General features: G+C 33.4%; 19 protein-coding genes and 1 other RNA gene. 9 read left to right on the top strand and 11 right to left on the bottom strand.

What is annotated here, in order from left to right; all coding sequences use genetic code 11:
• The first annotated feature begins 205 nt into the window (after positions 1-205).
• Positions 206-1,027: a DUF3822 family protein gene (locus L0669_RS20055; RefSeq protein WP_263759659.1), complete on the top strand. Its 822-nt coding sequence runs from the start codon at positions 206-208 to the stop codon at positions 1,025-1,027.
• Positions 1,024-1,626 (top strand): RsmD family RNA methyltransferase, encoded by a 603-nt coding sequence (locus L0669_RS20060; protein ID WP_173972287.1) that lies wholly within the window; start codon positions 1,024-1,026, stop codon positions 1,624-1,626. Before L0669_RS20055 ends, L0669_RS20060 begins: the two co-directional genes overlap by 4 nt.
• A 194-nt stretch (positions 1,627-1,820) precedes the next feature.
• Here L0669_RS20060 and L0669_RS20065 read toward each other — a convergent pair whose 3' ends face one another.
• A complete protein-coding gene (locus L0669_RS20065) occupies positions 1,821-3,935 on the bottom strand; it encodes a TonB-dependent receptor domain-containing protein (RefSeq protein ID WP_263759661.1) in 2,115 nt (704 codons plus the stop codon).
• 272 nt (positions 3,936-4,207) lie between these two features.
• On the opposite strand from L0669_RS20065, the gene L0669_RS20070 reads away from it, so the two are divergent.
• Together L0669_RS20070 and L0669_RS20075 are read left to right on the top strand one after the other, a co-directional pair.
• Positions 4,208-5,566 carry a sensor histidine kinase gene (locus L0669_RS20070; RefSeq protein ID WP_263759662.1) on the top strand — a complete coding sequence of 453 codons (1,359 nt, stop codon included), beginning with the start codon at positions 4,208-4,210 and terminating at the stop codon, positions 5,564-5,566.
• Positions 5,567-5,578: 12 nt separating this feature from the next.
• A complete protein-coding gene (locus L0669_RS20075; RefSeq protein WP_263759665.1) occupies positions 5,579-6,268 on the top strand; it encodes a response regulator transcription factor in 690 nt (229 codons plus the stop codon).
• A 172-nt stretch (positions 6,269-6,440) separates the two neighbouring features.
• Here L0669_RS20075 and L0669_RS20080 read toward each other — a convergent pair whose 3' ends face one another.
• Positions 6,441-6,845 carry a hypothetical protein gene (locus L0669_RS20080; protein WP_263759666.1) on the bottom strand — a complete coding sequence of 135 codons (405 nt, stop codon included), beginning with the start codon at positions 6,843-6,845 and terminating at the stop codon, positions 6,441-6,443.
• 190 nt (positions 6,846-7,035) lie between these two features.
• Here L0669_RS20080 and L0669_RS20085 point away from each other — a divergent pair, with 190 nt between their 5' ends.
• Positions 7,036-7,230: a hypothetical protein gene (locus tag L0669_RS20085; protein ID WP_055096600.1), complete on the top strand. Its 195-nt coding sequence runs from the start codon at positions 7,036-7,038 to the stop codon at positions 7,228-7,230.
• 2 nt (positions 7,231-7,232) lie between these two features.
• On the opposite strand, the gene L0669_RS20090 is transcribed toward L0669_RS20085, so the two are convergent.
• The 3 genes from L0669_RS20090 to rnpB form a co-directional block, all read right to left on the bottom strand.
• On the bottom strand, positions 7,233-8,150 hold the full coding sequence (locus tag L0669_RS20090) for a ketopantoate reductase family protein (RefSeq protein WP_263759667.1): 918 nt from the start codon (positions 8,148-8,150) through the stop codon (positions 7,233-7,235).
• A gap of 258 nt (positions 8,151-8,408) precedes the next feature.
• Positions 8,409-9,659 carry a cation:dicarboxylate symporter family transporter gene (locus L0669_RS20095; protein ID WP_263759668.1) on the bottom strand — a complete coding sequence of 417 codons (1,251 nt, stop codon included), beginning with the start codon at positions 9,657-9,659 and terminating at the stop codon, positions 8,409-8,411.
• A gap of 31 nt (positions 9,660-9,690) precedes the next feature.
• Positions 9,691-10,008: RNase P RNA component class A (rnpB, locus tag L0669_RS20100), an RNA gene on the bottom strand.
• Positions 10,009-10,120: 112 nt separating this feature from the next.
• On the opposite strand from rnpB, the gene L0669_RS20105 reads away from it, so the two are divergent.
• Both L0669_RS20105 and L0669_RS20110 read left to right on the top strand, forming a co-directional pair.
• Positions 10,121-10,636 (top strand): hypothetical protein, encoded by a 516-nt coding sequence (locus tag L0669_RS20105; protein WP_263759669.1) that lies wholly within the window; start codon positions 10,121-10,123, stop codon positions 10,634-10,636.
• 108 nt (positions 10,637-10,744) lie between these two features.
• Positions 10,745-11,038: an SH3 domain-containing protein gene (locus L0669_RS20110; RefSeq protein WP_173972275.1), complete on the top strand. Its 294-nt coding sequence runs from the start codon at positions 10,745-10,747 to the stop codon at positions 11,036-11,038.
• Between the two features lie 101 nt (positions 11,039-11,139).
• Here L0669_RS20110 and L0669_RS20115 read toward each other — a convergent pair whose 3' ends face one another.
• Complete coding sequence (locus tag L0669_RS20115; RefSeq protein ID WP_263759670.1) at positions 11,140-11,934, bottom strand: SDR family oxidoreductase; 795 nt, start codon at positions 11,932-11,934, stop codon at positions 11,140-11,142.
• Positions 11,935-12,062: 128 nt separating this feature from the next.
• On the opposite strand from L0669_RS20115, the gene L0669_RS20120 reads away from it, so the two are divergent.
• The gene (locus L0669_RS20120; RefSeq protein ID WP_263759672.1) at positions 12,063-12,437 is read left to right on the top strand and encodes a winged helix-turn-helix transcriptional regulator; all 375 of its coding nucleotides are present in this window, start codon (positions 12,063-12,065) and stop codon (positions 12,435-12,437) included.
• 696 nt (positions 12,438-13,133) lie between these two features.
• Here L0669_RS20120 and L0669_RS20125 read toward each other — a convergent pair.
• From L0669_RS20125 to L0669_RS20145, 5 genes are all read right to left on the bottom strand, one after another.
• Positions 13,134-13,427 (bottom strand): type II toxin-antitoxin system RelE/ParE family toxin, encoded by a 294-nt coding sequence (locus tag L0669_RS20125; protein WP_263759674.1) that lies wholly within the window; start codon positions 13,425-13,427, stop codon positions 13,134-13,136.
• The gene (locus L0669_RS20130) at positions 13,420-13,668 is read right to left on the bottom strand and encodes a type II toxin-antitoxin system ParD family antitoxin (RefSeq protein ID WP_263759675.1); all 249 of its coding nucleotides are present in this window, start codon (positions 13,666-13,668) and stop codon (positions 13,420-13,422) included. Before L0669_RS20130 ends, L0669_RS20125 begins: the two co-directional genes overlap by 8 nt.
• A 253-nt stretch (positions 13,669-13,921) precedes the next feature.
• Positions 13,922-14,293, bottom strand: a complete 372-nt coding sequence (locus L0669_RS20135) for a LysM peptidoglycan-binding domain-containing protein (protein WP_263759676.1) — start codon at positions 14,291-14,293, stop codon at positions 13,922-13,924.
• A gap of 7 nt (positions 14,294-14,300) precedes the next feature.
• Entirely contained in the window at positions 14,301-14,780 is a 480-nt protein-coding gene (locus L0669_RS20140; protein ID WP_263759677.1) for a BON domain-containing protein, read from the bottom strand.
• Between the two features lie 161 nt (positions 14,781-14,941).
• Entirely contained in the window at positions 14,942-15,391 is a 450-nt protein-coding gene (locus tag L0669_RS20145) for a nuclear transport factor 2 family protein (RefSeq protein ID WP_263759678.1), read from the bottom strand.
• Between the two features lie 421 nt (positions 15,392-15,812).
• On the opposite strand from L0669_RS20145, the gene dnaX reads away from it, so the two are divergent.
• The gene (gene dnaX, locus L0669_RS20150) at positions 15,813-16,898 is read left to right on the top strand and encodes a DNA polymerase III subunit gamma/tau (RefSeq protein ID WP_263759679.1); all 1,086 of its coding nucleotides are present in this window, start codon (positions 15,813-15,815) and stop codon (positions 16,896-16,898) included.
• Positions 16,899-17,021: the final 123 nt, after the last annotated feature.

Raw genomic sequence — 17,021 nt, forward strand, 5'->3', positions numbered from 1 at the left:
TTCTTAAACCTATAAGTAATTTAAGTTTTGTATTTATTGCGTTCAATTAATATGAACTTATATGGTAAACAAAATTTAACCGTACTTTAAAACCCAATTAAAATTGTTTTTCGAAATTGCAATTATAATAGTTCCTTTTTAATTTGTAAGTTTGTAATCGCCTTAAATTCTTTCTTGTAAAACAGGTAACGAATTGTAAATCAATATGTCATTGCAAAATACTAACATCACTTCAAAAAATTACAAAAAGCTTTCTATTCAGGTTTCGTTGAATGGATTTTCATTTTGTTGTTTTGATACTTTAAATAATACCATTACAGCCTTTAATGAAGTCAATTTTGATACTACGCAAAAAACATCAAAAATTGAAGAATTATACAGCGCTGCTTTCAAAAATCATCCTGAATTAAAAGAAACTTACGACGAAATCTTAGTGATTCACAACAATAATCTTTCGACTTTTGTTCCGGCTCCTTTATTCGACGAAAACTATTTGGGAAGTTATTTACAATACACCACAAAAGTTTTTGAAACTGATTTTTTTACTTTCGATAAAATTTCGAATTACGAAATGAATTCCGTTTACATTCCGTATGTCAATATCAATAATTTTCTAATTGATAATGTTGGTTCTTTCGATTACAAACATGTCAATAGTATTTTGGTCGAAAAAATCCTTGAAAGCTCAAAGAACAATGACGAGAAAAAAATGGTGATTAATTTTAATCCAACTCATTTTGAAGTTATTGTTGTTCAAAATCAAAAGTTACTGTTATTCAATTCGTTCGAATATCAGACTCCGGAAGATTTCATTTATTATATCCTTTTTACAGCCGAACAATTGAGTTTGAATCCGGAAAGTTTTCAACTTGAATTATTAGGTACCATAAATCAAAACGATCCGTTTTATGCGATTGCATACAAATACATTCGTCATATTTCATTTTTGGATGTAAGCACATTACAGCAAAAAAACAGCTACTCAACTGCACAAAATCAAAAACATTATATTTTATTTCAATCATGAGAATCATTTCAGGAAAATACAAAGGACGACGCATTTTTCCGCCAAAAAACCTTCCTGTAAGACCTACGACTGACATGAGTAAAGAAGCATTATTTAATGTTTTGAACAATCATTTTAGTTTTGACGGCTTAAAGGTTTTAGACTTATTTGCGGGAACAGGAAACATTAGTTATGAATTCGCTTCACGCGGAAGCGCTCCTATTACCTCTGTTGATGGTGATTTTGGATGCGTAAAATTCGTAAAACAAGTAGCATCAGAATATGATTTTGATATTGCTGCCACAAAAAGTGATGTTTATAAATTTTTAGACAATTGCAAAACTTCTTACGATATCATTTTTGCTGATCCTCCGTACGGATTAGATCAGACGGCTTTTGAAAAAATTGTTTTAACGGTTTTCGAAAGAGAGTTATTAAACGAAGACGGAATGATGATAATCGAGCATTCTAAGTACACCAAAATGGAACATTTAAGCAATTTCTCTTTTCAGAAAAGTTATGGAGGTTCGTTTTTTAGTTTTTTCGAATTAAACTCAACTGATGATGAGGAAGAATTAACCATCAAATTAAATAAAGCGACAGAAGACGACGAAGGTTAATTTTGTTTGAATATTAATAAGCTCAAATGGAGCGAAATTGAGATTTTATAATAGCTCGATTTCGCTCCATTTTCAATAATTTAATTTCTAAATTTAGTTTTTAAATTATAGCCACAGATTAAAGGATTAAAAAGATTTAAAAAAATCCGCTCAATCTGCAAGATCTGCATGAAAAATATTAGATACATTAAGTTTTAATTTACTCGATCTGTGTTTTCTTCCATCTTTTTTCCTGTAAACTCAGTTTCTTTTACTTTCCCGAAAGAATATCTTATCGAAATTGAAATTTCACGATCATCAACCAAATATATTGCTTTTGAGTTGATATTGTTGATCGTAAAAACTTCTTCTTCATTGATCTTTTTAAATACATTATTAAAGTTCAGACTACAATTCCAGTTTTTAAAGAACGTTTTTGAAACTGCCAAATCTAACATTGCTCTGGTATTTCTTTCAAAAACACCTTTATTTTGTTTCGTAACTCCTCTAAAACCAGCAACTAGCGTATATCCTTTCTGGAGTTTAAATTCGTTATTTGAATAATAATACGCATACGGTTTTGAAGACAAAAATACCGCCGAAGCATCTTCTATTTTCTCGGAAACAAAAACGAAAGAGTTTGTTATTGTCCAGAATTTATACGTAAAGGGAACTTCGAAATCGAGAACAAACGCAGATTCTTTATCAAAATTAACGTCCTTGAAGGTCATTATATTCAAGTCTTTATCATAGAAAAAGCTATTGTAAACCGGATCTGTATTTTGATAATACGTTAGCTTAACCGATTTATCATGATATTGAAATGTCGACGAAATCTCATTGACAATAGTAGGATCAAGATTAATATTTCGGGCATACAAAAAATACGGATTTATATAAGTTGTTCCCTGACTTAAAGAAGAATAATTGGGTCTCGAAATACTCTTAGCATAGTTTACACTAATGTTTTTGGTACTGTCTATGGCAAATGAAAATTGTGCTTTCGGGAAAAAATTAGTGTAGTTTTTATTGATTAAAGGCGACAAATCGGTTTTAAATTTTCCGTCGACATTAGTATTTTCTACTCTAAAACCTAAAGAGAAATCGACTTTTTTAATTTTTCCGGAAAGCTGACTATAACCCGCCAGATTTTGTTCTCTAAAATCATAATGGGTTATTTCACTTTCGTTATTTCCATAATCAAATATATCCGAATCTGATTTAGAATCAGCAGAAGAAAACAATCCTCCAATTTCAAATTTCATTTCATTTTTAAACTTCTTTTCAATATCAAGTTTTCCCGAAAAAACGTTAACCTTAAATTTCTGATCGCGAAGTTGCGTCAATTCCAATTGAGTATTGTTGTAATTGTTTTCCACCTCACTCCACATTCCCTGATCGAAATTAGAATATTGAAAGCCCGTAAAAACCTGCGTATCTATCGCTTTTATCTTTTTAGAATAATTAAGAAATGAGTTTATAAAATTCTTTTTATTAGCATTATCACTATAGGTTAAGACATTATTTACGACCTCTTTATTTTTATTATAAGTAAGCGTATTAATAGGAAAAACATCTTTTTGAAGCTTACTGTTTACACTAAACGAAAAATAATCATCTTCGTTTATTTTATAAAATAAGCTTCCGCCAAAGATAAATTGCCTTTTCTTAGAATAAGCCGTTACATCATATTTAGACGCAATTTCCGCATCTGGAATCTGATAATCAATACTATGATTTTCCCAAGGCTGTAATTTATTATAACTAAAGTTGGCTTTCCATTCGATCTTATTCTTTTTAAAACTGGTGTTGAATCCCATATAATTGTTGTACTTTTTCTTAAAAGAAGCCGTCTCATAAATCTCAGTTCTAAAACCGTCTTTTTTACTAAATTTTCTGGTAATCAAAATTACGGAACGCCCTTCGGCTTCATATTTAGAAGATGGATTCTGAATGATTTCGATCGTTTTAATATCGGCGACAGCCAAAGCATTCAAATCGTTCATTCCTACCTTTTGATTATCAATGTAGATTAAAGGATTTCCGCGACCAATAACCGAAATGCTTTCCTTATCAGAACTCACCTGAACGGTTGGTAATTTAGACAATAAATCAACCGTATTCGGAATTGAATTGTAAATAGAATTGGCTACATCAACTTTTATATTTCCGTTTGTATTGGTAAACGTTTTTTTGTTCTGAGCAACAACAACCTCTTTTAATGTGTTCGAAATACTATCTTTTGGCGTTTCATTTTGTGCGTATCCGAATAAAGAAAGCAGGAAAAAAAACAAAATCACGAAAATTTTAAAGGGCAAATAAGGGTTCATTTTTGGTTGGATTTAAAATTGGAATCCTGCAAAAGTGCTTCTAAAAAAAGGTTCCGTAGGTTAATTGAAGGTTAATGCGGAGTTAATGCGTTTATTATGTTGCAAAAACATTATTTTTGAATTGGGAAAATGACCCACGGATTTGTCGGACGCAACAGATTGACACAGGTTTATTATTTTATAAATCTGTAAAATCGAACTTGAATCTTAAATAAAAATCTGTATAAACCAGTTAGATCTGTGTCACCCGCGGCCCATAAGAGAAACAACTCATGAAACAAAGAATCAATTTATTAATCGCTTTTTCTGTCCTTGCTTTGATCGTTTTATCAACGGTGCAATGCTATTTGGTAAAAACGACTTACGATTATAAAGTGGCGCAGTTTCATACCGAAATTAAAAATGAAATCGCTAAGATCTCGAATAATTATAGTGATATCGATTCGGTTCTTGTTGCTAAAAAAGAGGTGTTGTACAAACAATTATCTGAAAATTATCTTCAGGGGAAAAATAACAAAGCCGACGTTAAAACTTATATTCTAGAAAATGAATACAATGATGTTTTAACGCAAAAGATTCAGCGCAAATTCAAGAGAGATTTACCCAACCTGAAAATCGATTTTGCGATTGTACTCAATAAATTTATATTGTACCAAAGCGCCAAAAAAGCCGATACTATTTTCTCTGATAAACCTTTTATTCAAAACAAATTATACGGCAATCTGGCTTCTTTAAACCAGGCTTTTTTAGTTCGAAGTTATGTTGGAACTTCCAGCGGAACTTTCGAAAATAAAAATTATAAGTTATTGACGGAGGATTCGATGTACGTGTCTGTAATCGACTGGGAAATGATTATTTTAGGAAGAATGACCTTTGTTTTAATTCTGTCCCTGCTTTCTATATTAACTTTAATAACGCTTTTTGTCATCGCTATAAAAGCCTTAATCAAACAGAAAAAAGTAAACGATATCAAGACCGATTTTATCAATAATATTACGCACGAACTTAAAACGCCCTTAACTACTTTGGGCATTTCGACCAAAATATTAGAACGAAAAGACATTCGTGACAATGACGAAAATTTTAATGCTATTGTTAATACGATTTCGCGCCAGAACAATCGTTTGCAAAGTTTGATCGATCAGGTTATGGCTAATTCTCTGGCTGAAAACGGAATCGAATTGCAAAAAGAAAAAATAGAAACGGAAGATTTTCTGTTAACAATCGTTAATGATTTTAAGATCACATATCCTGAAATTGATATTAAACCCCATTTTCAGACACAGAAAACCCATCTTATTCTGGATAAATTTTATCTGACTACAGCACTTTTAAATGTTTTGGAGAATGCGGTAAAATATGGTTCGAATACGATTATAATAAAAACAAATCTGGTTCAAAATCAATTTTCGATTAGTGTTGAAGACGACGGAATTGGCATTGAAAAGAACAAACAATCTCTTCTATTTGAAAAATTCTATCGCGTAGAACAAGGAAATCTTCATAACACAAAAGGCTTAGGTTTAGGCTTGTATTATGTCGATCAGATTATAAAAGCGCATCAGGGTTCTGTGAGCGTTGTGAGCGATTTAGGAAAAGGAACTCAGTTTACTATTTTATTAAAAGTTTAATATTACCTTATTTTGAAAAGACTACTTTTAGCTGAAGACGATTTTGATTTTGCCGGAATTTTAAAAAAATATTTAGAATTGCATCAATTTGAAGTAATCTGGGCAGAAAACGGAGAAATAGCTTTAGACTATTTTAAAAACCAAACTTTTGATATTTGTGTTTTTGATGTCATGATGCCAAAACTGGACGGATTTTCATTAGCAGAAAAAATAATTACAATCAACCCTGAGATTCCATTCATTTTTCTAACCGCCAGAAAATTAAAAGAAGATAAAATCATCGGATTAAAACTTGGTGCAGACGATTATATCATAAAACCTTTTGAAGTCGATGAACTCGTTCTGCGTTTGCAGAATATTCTAAAAAGAATCGAACAAAAAAGAACTCTTGAGGGAAATAATATAATTGAAATTGGCTCTTATATTTTTGATAATGAAAGGCTCACTTTAAACAATAAAAATCATGTACAGCAGCTCACAGAAATGGAAGCTTCTCTTATTGAATATTTGTATCTAAATCATAATCAGTTATTAAAGAGAGATCAAATTTTGATGTCGGTCTGGAAAAAAGACGATTATTTCTCCGGCCGAAGTATGGATGTTTTTATCAGCAGACTTAGAAAATATTTTAATTCAGATCCTAAAATCAGCATTGAAAGCACTCGAAATATCGGGTTGGAATTTAAAATAGAAAAACCTTGATTTCTCAAGGTTTTCTACTATATTTTTTATTATTTTCCTATAACCCAGCCTAGAGTAAAGCTACTTACAGGTACAAATTCAGTATCGTATTTATCAAAATTTACTCCCGGACCCAAATGCACCTCAAGATTGAATCTGCTTTTGTAAGTTCGCTGAAAACCCCAAAGTGCTGCTATCGTAAAAGAAGGATCATAGTTTCCATATTTACGTTGGTATTGAATGACTTGAAGTTATAGTAAGCAGATGCAGCTACAAAATTACCTGAATTATGAGCAGTTCTTTTTCCTTTACCAGCTCTTTTTTCTAAATTATAATAATGACGAAACTGTTCATTAATCATAGGAAAAATATACAAACTTGATTCATGATAATAACTGCTATAACGATAGCCAACTCCTAAACTTACCTCAGAATAAAGTGTGTTTTTGGTATCAAAACCATGCTCATAAACAAAGCCGGGAAACAACATATTAATCTTAAACTGATTTTTCGCGACAGAAACCGGAGCATCATCCTGAGCCTGAACAGCATTAATAAAAAGAACAGATAAGATCAATAACAGGTAATTTTTTTTCATAATTGATTTTAAGTTAATTAACGTAAAAATAGTACTTTAACGAAACAACTATCGTATAATTCTAAATATTTTCTGACTATACATTAATAATCTATTTTACTGTAAATGATATAAGTTTTAGAATCAATTGTATAACGCCACCTGCAAACTGCGTAATACATTTGTAATGAAAACTTTAAATCAAAACATCATGAACCTAAAAAGATTTTTCGGAGGGTTACTTACCATCCTCGGAATAGTAGGATTGATTTACACTGCGGTTATATTTGCAGGTACTTCAGGCGAAACAAGAGACATTAAATCGTTAATTATTTACGGTATACTAGGTATTGTATTTTTTATGTCCGGAATTAGTTTAGTTCGTGCGACAAAAGACGAAGCCTAATTTTAAGACAATAATACATTACTTATTTTTTCATACAGAGGAGTTTTTACGCCATATTTCAAACCTTCTTCTACAACAAATTTTGTAAGCGAAGTTGCTTCTATTTTATTACCCGCCAAATAATCTCTGTGCATAGATGAAGTCGCTTCTTTAGGCGATTTCTCTAGTTTTAGGATAGTCTGATTTACAATATCGTCAGGTAATTTCAAACCTTTTGCTTTAGCAACCAATTCGATTTCTTTCAGCAATTCTACATAAATTGCCTTAGCATCCGGATCGTTTAAAATCTCACCAATATTCTGGTTTAAATAAGAAGTTGCAGATGCCAGTGCCGAAATAAATATGAATTTCTCCCAAACAGTTTCCTCAATATTATCTACCAGATAACTTTCGATTTTAGCCTTTTGAAAAATCTCCTGCAATTCATTCAACTTTGCAACTGAAGCGGTTTTAGAACCAAAAAACAACTTTTCGTAAAAACCAATCTTTCGGATTGTTCCCGGCGAAAAAATCATCGAAATAATATAAACACAACCTTGCAAAACCTCATTTTCAGGAAAGATTTTCTGAATTCGCTCCGGTGCATCAACACCATTATATAAAGGCAGAATTGTCGTTTTTAGCGTAATACACTTTTGTAACGAAAGCAAACTTTCCTCGATATCATACGTTTTTGTAGCGCAAATTAAATAATCTAATTCGCCAATTTCAGCCGGATCATTAGACACCAATTTAGGATGCACAATAATTTCTGAATCATCGGTAATGATTTTCAGTCCGCTTTCGGCAATTACTTTTTTGGTTTCGCCACGCGCAATAAAAATCACCTCGACATCATCAGACTTATAATACGCTTTCGCTAAAAGTCCACCAAAATAACCACCTACTCCACCAAGTCCTAAAATTCCAATTCTTTTCATATTTAAGTTTTTTTTTGCTACTAATTACACGAATTAAAAATAATGTATCCATATAGTTTGTCCTTTCGACGAAGGAGAAATCTCCACAAGAAGCTCGACAAAGATTGCGGAATTGCTACTGTGATCCTTCCTGCGTCAGGATGACAAGATTGTGGTTACTTCATTTTTAACAAATAAAAAAAAATCCGTATAAATCCGCGCTTTCGCGAAAGCGAATCCGTACCATCCGCGTGCCATTCTACACAAAGCAGAGCAACATTACTCCTCTAAAACAGGATCTAAATTAAGCTCCGTAAAATCTCGTTCACTTTTAGAAATTACAATCGTTGCTACCGTATTTCCAATCAAATTAGTTATCGCTCGCGCTTCGCTCATAAATTTATCCACTCCCAGTAAAAAAGCCAAACCTTCGACCGGAATTTTATGCAATGCCGTCAAAGTCGAAGCCAGAACTATAAATCCGCTTCCGGTAACGCCCGCCGCACCTTTTGAAGTAATCATCAGGATTCCGATTACGCTCAGGATTTCAAAAAAACTCAAATGAACATCATACAATTGCGCCAGAAATATCACCGACATCGACAAATAAATCGAAGTTCCATCCAAATTAAAAGAATAACCCGTAGGAATCACCAACCCCACAACCGATTTACTACAACCCATTTGCTCCAGCTTTACCATAATACTTGGCAAAGCAGCCTCAGAAGATGAAGTTCCCAGAACCAGCAAAAGTTCTTCTTTTATATATTTTAAAATCGAAAGAATACTAATTTTATAATATCTCAAAATGCTTCCCAAAATCAGGAATACAAACAACGCCATGGTCAGGTAAACACACAACATTAATTTCCCTAAGGGAATTAATGTTCCTAACCCGAACTTACCAATAGTATAAGCCATTCCGCCAAAAGCACCAATTGGCGCGAGATACATCACGTATTTCAATCCCAAAAAAACTACTTTCGAAAAGCGTTCCAGAATCAAAATCGTTTGTTCTCTTTTTTTATAAAAATTCAGCGCAATTCCGCAAACAATCGCCGCCAATAAAACCTGTAATGTAAAATTCGAAAAGAAAAACTCCAGCCACGAAAAATTTTTGGCTGCACCATTTGTATATTGACTTGCATCGCCCAAAGTCAAACCTGATCTATCAATTTTTCCGGGTTTAAATAAATAAGCAATAGCTACTCCAATTGCCAAAGCAACGGTTGAAACGACCTCAAAATATCCCAGCGCTTTAATCCCAATTCGGCCTACTTTTTTCAAATTTCCCATTCCGGAAATACCCAAAACAATTGTCAAAAAGATAATCGGACCAATAAAAAGTTTGATCAGTGCAATAAATTTAGCGCCCAGAATTTCCATCTTCACTCCATTTTCCGGCGAAAAATGTCCAAGCAAAATACCCGCAATAATGGCAATTAAAACCCAAAAAGTAAGATTGGTAACAATGATGAAAAAGGTACTTTTCTTTGGTTTATTAGAAGATTGTGGAGTGGTTATATTCATGAAAATAGATTAGAGAGTATCACAAATATATAAAAAATGCAGACCTATAAGCCGGATTCTGTCTCTGATAAATCAGAGCCTTATCATTTATCTAGATCCAACATTACTGTTGGACTCAAGCTACCTACCCTTCAACAACGGACGAGAAGCCCTTAAATGCTGATATACTTGGTATTTCACCGCATAGAGTTTACCTGGTTTCACTACAGCATTACCTGTACATACTTTCTGCTGCACTTGTCCTTGCGTTATTTCTAACACCGACGGGCGTTACCCGCTATGCTTCTCTGTGGTGTCCGGACTTTCCTCCCTCCCGATAAATCGGGACGACGATAAGGCGGTCTGCGGTGCAAAAGTAAGGATTTATGGATAAAGAATCCCTAAATTATATTATTTTAGTTTTTTGAAAATCTTATTTATCTTCAACTTCAAATACTTAACCATTAAAACTTCTCAACCAATTGAAAAAATTTTTGTATACTGTTTTAACGATAATAATTTTTATTTATGTGTCAGTCAATATCTTTCAGTTTTACAATGCTCATTATTTATTAGATACTGAAGCAGTTGTAAACATTTATCCGAATCTTCCCGACGAAAAAGTTGATAAATTCTTTTTACTGCCAGAGGGAACTTTTGATCCTAAAAAACATACAATAATTTACAGTTTTATAAAGTCCGATGCTTATCTATTAGATTACTACTATAATTTACCAATTTATAATTATAGCAGTCTTGAAAATTTAGATTGCAAGGAAGAATTTTCAAAAGAAAAACATTATCGTTTTAACCGAAACGAAATCGTCGATGATGGCATTTTGTATGTCAGATTATCAACTGATAAATCTGGTGGTTTTAACAAAGCAAAAGATTCTAAATCTACAATTGCAATAAGAATGTTGGCAGTAAGTTTCACCTTCGGAAAAATAAACAGCATTATTGTAAATAGCGATGGCGCAATCAGATATTGTGATTAACACCATTTTAAAACAATGAGTTTTATTTAAAAGATTTCATTCTATTTATTTAACATTTTAATTTTAAAATAGTTATCTTTAAAATCCATAATTTTAAAATTCAATATCATGATTAGAATGTATCACTACGCAACTGTTTCAAAAGCTCTGGATCAATTACATGAAAAAGGATTTACTTGTGATTTTAATCTAAACTCGGACCTGATTAAAAAAAATCCTGAAAAATTTGAAATTGTACATGTGTATCGATACGAAGGGGATTCGGACCCAGGCGATGAGGCAGTTGTATACGGAATTAAATCAACATCAGGCAAAAAAGGCGTTTATGTATCTGGCTTCTCAGCCGACTCAGATCAGGAAACCGCAAAGTTTTTATTTGATTTAAGCATTAAAGGAAGGTAAATAATAAGTCGCTGAGTGCAAAAGCTATTTTTCACTCAGCGACATAAATATCAACCCGTTATTTTCAAACTCTTAATCTTTCTGTTTTCTATATTAAATATTTAAACTGTAGGGATCGTTCCGCCATCAATTACAAACTCAGTTCCGGTTAAATAATTAGCTCTTGGCGAAACCAGAAAACCAACCAATTCAGCTACTTCCTCAGGATTTGCAGGTCGGCCAAAAGGAATTCCGCCCAAAGCATTCATAACACTTTGCGTTGCTTCTTCAATCGTTCCGTTCGAACTTTCGGCGATTCTTTCCATCATTCTTTGAGCCGATGTTGTCATGATCCATCCTGGCGAAACCGTAAGTACGCGAACGCCTTTTGGCGCAACTTCATTAGACAAACTTTTACTATAATTAATCAATCCTGCTTTTGCCGCTGCATAAGGCAAAGTCGAATCATACAAAGGTAATTTTCCCTGAATCGAAGCAATATGAATAATTACGCCCGACTTTTGTTGGATCATATCAGGTAAAAAACCACGATCTAATCGTACCGGAGCAAACAAATTCGCCTGAAATGTTTTTTCCCAATCTTCATCGTTCAAAACCTCAAAACCACCACCCGGAGTTTCTGAACTTCCCAGATTATTGATCAAAATATCCAGTTTCCCAAACGTACTTCTCACCTCTTCAATAACCTTCAAAGTTCCTTTCGAAGTACTTAAGTCTGCCGAAATAAAATGCATTTCGTCATTCTCAAACTCAGGTTTGTTTCTCGCCGTGATAATCACTTTTGCGCCAGCCTGCAATAATCGTTCAGCAATTGCTTTACCTGTTCCTTTTGTACCACCCGTTACCAAAGCAACTTTGCCCGACAATTCCTCATTAAAATTAAATTGTTTTTCCATTTTCTTCAGTTTTATAAAAGCAAATTTCGGCAGTACGACCGGTTCTCACAATTACGGAAAATCGAATTGCATACGGATAAATTTTTCCCCTATTGTCCAGTTTAGAACATTAGGTTAAATTTGTATTTATGTATGAAAGAAAAATTCCTTTGAACTTAAATTGTGGCCTCGACCTTATCGGCGAAGTGCTGTATGGCAAATGGAAAATCCGTTTGTTATGGTTCATCAACGAAGGCTTTCAGCGGCCAAGCGAACTGCAACGAAAAATTCCTGATGCTTCCAGAAGGGTTTTAAATATTCAGCTAAAAGAACTAGAGCAACACGAACTCGTTTCAAAAATTATCTACGCCCAAATGCCTCCCAAAGTCGAATACAGTCTTACCGATTTTGGCAAAACATTAATCCCTATAATTTCAGCCTTAGGCACGTGGGGCGATGCAAACGAAGACCGTTTAAGAAAAGCGATCTTAAAGCAGCCCTCAACTGATAGTGAAGAAGAATAATGTGATTTTTTAGGAGCTAATCCCGCTATTCGTTCCAATCTTTTGTGGCGAACCCCGCCACAAAAGGATTTCCTCTTCTATCGGGGCTAGGGTTTCAGGATTCATAAGAAGATTTAATATTTACAGAACTGATTTTTACGAACAAACCTTTGTCAAAGTTCGAAACTTTGACAAAGGTCTTCAGAACATTAACCACAATCTTTTCATCCTGACGCAGGAAGGATCACACTCGAAACTCGACAAAGTAATTCCGTAATCTTTATCATAGCACGCGGATGACACGGATTTGCTTTGCAAAAACGCGGATTAAAAGCGGATTTTATTCTTTTTTATTTCTTAAAATAAAGCAACCACAATCTTGTCTTCTTGAGAAACAAAGGATCGCACTAGTAATTCCGCAATCTTTGTCGAGCTTCTTGTGTGATCTTTCCTGCGTCAGGATGACACAGACGAAAATATTATTATGAAAACGGTTGTCCTAGCCCCGATAGTAGAGGAAATCCTTTTGTGTCCGCCGCGGCGGACACAAAAGATTGTAACGGATAGCGGGATTAGCTCCTAAAAAAAATAGTAATAAAATAGAAATTGAGGGACAAAAATGCGCAAAAAAAAACCGTATCAATCTGCGTTTTCGCTTTAGCGAATCCGTGTCATCCGCGTGCTATTTTTTTAGAAAGTTGCGCAAGTTGTAAAAATTTAAAATTTACTTTTCAAATCCATTCTTCCATGAAGAATTCTAATAATTTCAACTTCAGTGTTTGAAATAATCTGATAAAAAATTATATGCTGATTCGATTTAAAACCTAATAATTTCTCTGTTATATTATCATATTTTTTGCCGAGATTGGGATTTTCGGCAATTTCCTGGCAAGAACTCAAAAGTAAATTATAATATTTATCTGCCTGATTTTCTGACCATTCATCATAAGTATAATCCCAAATATTAGTCAAATCTTCAACTGCTTTATTGGTTAAATAATATTTAGCCATTTCTTTTCTTTGCTTTTAAGCTTTCAAGATGTTTCTTAGCATCGAAATTTTCAGCACGTCCGCTATCAATTCCGTCCTGAACGGCTTTTTTTAAAATAATTAATTTATTTTCTTCTTCTTCCAAAAGTCGTAATCCGGCTCTAACCACTTCACTAGCGTTTTTAAATCTTCCTTCAGAAAGACTATTTTCTATGAAGCTTTCAAAATGATTTCCCAGCGATATTGAAGTATTTCGTCCCATAGCATTTATAATTTAATTCAAAGTTACCTATTTTTGGTAACATTTCGAAATTCTAATTTATTTTAACTTCTTTTTTGTTTTTACTTGTGTAGTTAATTTGGCAACAACAAATATTTCATTCCTCATAAAAGTAAAAAATCCGTATAAATCTGCGCTTTCGCTTTAGCGAATCCGTGTCATCCGCGTACCATTTCAATACAAATAAAAAAGTCCATCATTTACGATGGACTTTCTATAACAGCTTATAAATAATTTATGCTGTTGGTATTTTCAATTTCCATCCTGGCTGAATCAGGTCAGGATTTTTAATGATATCTCGATTGGCTTCAAAAATTGCTTCCCATGAAACACCATGAGCTTTTCCTATTTTAGACAATGAATCACCACCTTTTACAGTATATTCTGTTGTTGTTCCTTCAGCCACTTCAATATTCATGACTACATCGGCTGATCTAAAATCAGGATCAATTTTTCCGTAAGCACTCCACAGTTTCTCTTTATCTTCTGCTGATTTGGCCTGACCATCAACATACAATACATTATCTTGTTCTCTTACCTGCAAATTTGCTATGCCTAAATTCGTAGCTAAATCTGTTAACTCTTTGTATTTATCTTTTACGCTCATGACTTCCTTATTTAATAGTTAACTTATTTTCTACCTTTTTAGGTTTTAATTCTTGTACACTTTTTATCAAATTTGGCAATTGCGCTCTTTTGATATCTCCCGTTAGTGTTACTACACCATCTTTTACTGTGGCAGTAACACCGCTATAGGTTTTTACGACTTCATTTACCGAAGTTGTCAAAACACCATCAGCATTAATTTCAACCGGAGCAGTTGTAGCTACAGGTTCAGGAGCTGGAATTTCGCAATTGTTTACTACAGTTTTCACTCCTTTTACTCCTTTTACAATATTCTCAGCATTTTGTTTTACTGTTTCATCGTTGCAAGTACCTGAAATTGTAGCAACACCTTTTACTACAGAAACTTCAACACCCGGAAGTGCGCTAATTTGTGCGTTAATGTCTTTTTGAATATCTGCATCTTTTGGACCACAGGCCACTAAGGAAACAGCAAGACCCATCCCTAATAAAATAGATTTAATTTTCATAATAGATATTTTTTTTAGTTGATTAAACATCTAAAGTTAACGAATAAATTAGCAACATATTACAAAATAATCCTACAATTTTTACATTATTACCATTTCTTAATATTAGCAAAACAAAAAAGTCCTGAATTTTACGATCCAGAACTTTTAAAATTTATTAACTATTCGTGCTGTTTGACATCATTATATTGCCAAAGTACATTTATAATTTTCCATTCGCCGTTTGTTTTTACAATGTGCATATAATCGATCCAGGCATCGGCTAGTAATTTTACAGAAGCTGTTCTTTCTGAAATATCCAAAAGTTTGATTTCCTTTCTTGGATTTTTAGGAAACTTATCTCCTTTTACATTATATGTCTCAGCAAGAATTACCATATTCTCTGCAAAGTATTCTGAAATATAATCTTTTTGAGCAGCCTTACTTCTAAAAACGGATCTTTTTACCAATCGGGGATGCAGAGCACTTTCCATCAATTTCGGATTCGGGGTATGTTGCGATTCAATATAAGCCAAAGCAACACGTTTGATGTCAATTGTATCTTGCGCTGTTTGAGCCTGAATCTGGAAAGAACAAAATACAATTGTAATTAATAAAAGGTGTTTTTTCATGGAAAAATTGGTTTTAGAATGAGATAGTTTTATGAGTGGATTTTAACAACTAATATACTGATATAATGAATATAACATTTCAAATATAATTAAATTAAAGGCTGCACTTAAATAAAAAAACTTACAAATAGTAAAATTATTAATGGATTTAAAACCATCTAAAAAACGAATCCTTACAAGATTACTTCGGGACGCTCAGGAAGACAAGTGTCAAGAAAAAAATCCGACTAAATCTGCGTTTTCACTTTAGCAAATCCGTTTTATCAGCGTTCAATTTCTGCAAGCTCTTATTTAAAAATATTAATTTAAAACTGTTACTCACTCACATTCAAAACAATCAAAATTCCTTCTAATATTTTATGATTTTCAGATTTGTGAATTGGCAATTTTCAGCCTATATTTGCTATCGAATAAAAAGAATATGGAACAATTTGTAGTATCGGCTCGTAAGTATCGCCCACAGACGTTTAAGGATGTTGTAGGACAAAAAGCTATTACCAACACTTTGTTGAATGCTATTGATAGCAATCACCTTGCTTCTGCCCTTTTATTTACAGGACCACGTGGAGTTGGTAAAACAACTTGTGCACGTATTTTGGCTCGAAAAATAAATCAGCCTGGATATGATGATCCTAATGAAGATTTCGCTTTTAACGTTTTTGAGTTAGATGCGGCTTCAAACAACTCGGTTGATGATATTCGTAATCTTATTGATCAGGTTCGAATCCCGCCACAAACCGGGCAATACAAAGTCTATATTATTGACGAGGTTCATATGTTGTCTTCGGCAGCTTTTAATGCTTTTTTGAAAACATTGGAAGAGCCGCCAAAACATGCTATTTTTATTTTAGCAACAACAGAGAAACACAAGATTATTCCAACGATTTTATCTCGTTGTCAGATTTTTGATTTCAAAAGAATTACCGTAAAAGATGCTAAAGAACATTTGGCAGAAGTTGCGAAAAGTCAGGGAATCGATTTTGAAGACGATGCTTTGCACATTATCGCTCAAAAAGCTGATGGTGCCATGCGTGACGCTTTATCTATTTTTGACCGTGTGGTTTCGTACTGCGGCACTAACTTAACACGTCAGGCTGTAACCGAAAATCTAAACGTTTTAGATTACGAAACTTACATTAGTATTACCGATTTACTTTTAGAAAATAAGATTCCGGATCTTTTATTAGCTTACAATGATATTCTGGCCAAAGGTTTTGACGGACATCATTTTATTGCTGGTCTGGCTTCGCATTTCAGAGATTTATTGGTAAGCAAAACTCCTGCTACAATCGCTTTGCTTGAGGTAGGTGAACAAGCGCAACAAATGTATGGCGTACAAGCCCAAAAATGTTCGCAGGAATTTTTACTTAAAGGAATTGATCTTGCAAATGATTGCGATTTAAAGTATAAATTGAGTCAGAACCAACGCCTTTTGGTTGAATTATGTTTAATGCAATTGGCCTCTATCAGCTTTGATGGAGAAAAAAAAAAGTTGAGCAATTCATAATTCCTCCTACTTATTATAAAAATAGTGGCTATTCTATAGTTGAAGTTTCAAAACCTCAAACAGAAAATCCAGGTTTAAAATCTCAAACTCCAAACGCGGAGCAAAATAGCAATGCTAATACTC

The sequence above is a fragment of the Flavobacterium bizetiae genome (genome assembly GCF_024271895.1).
GTDB lineage: Bacteria > Bacteroidota > Bacteroidia > Flavobacteriales > Flavobacteriaceae > Flavobacterium > Flavobacterium bizetiae.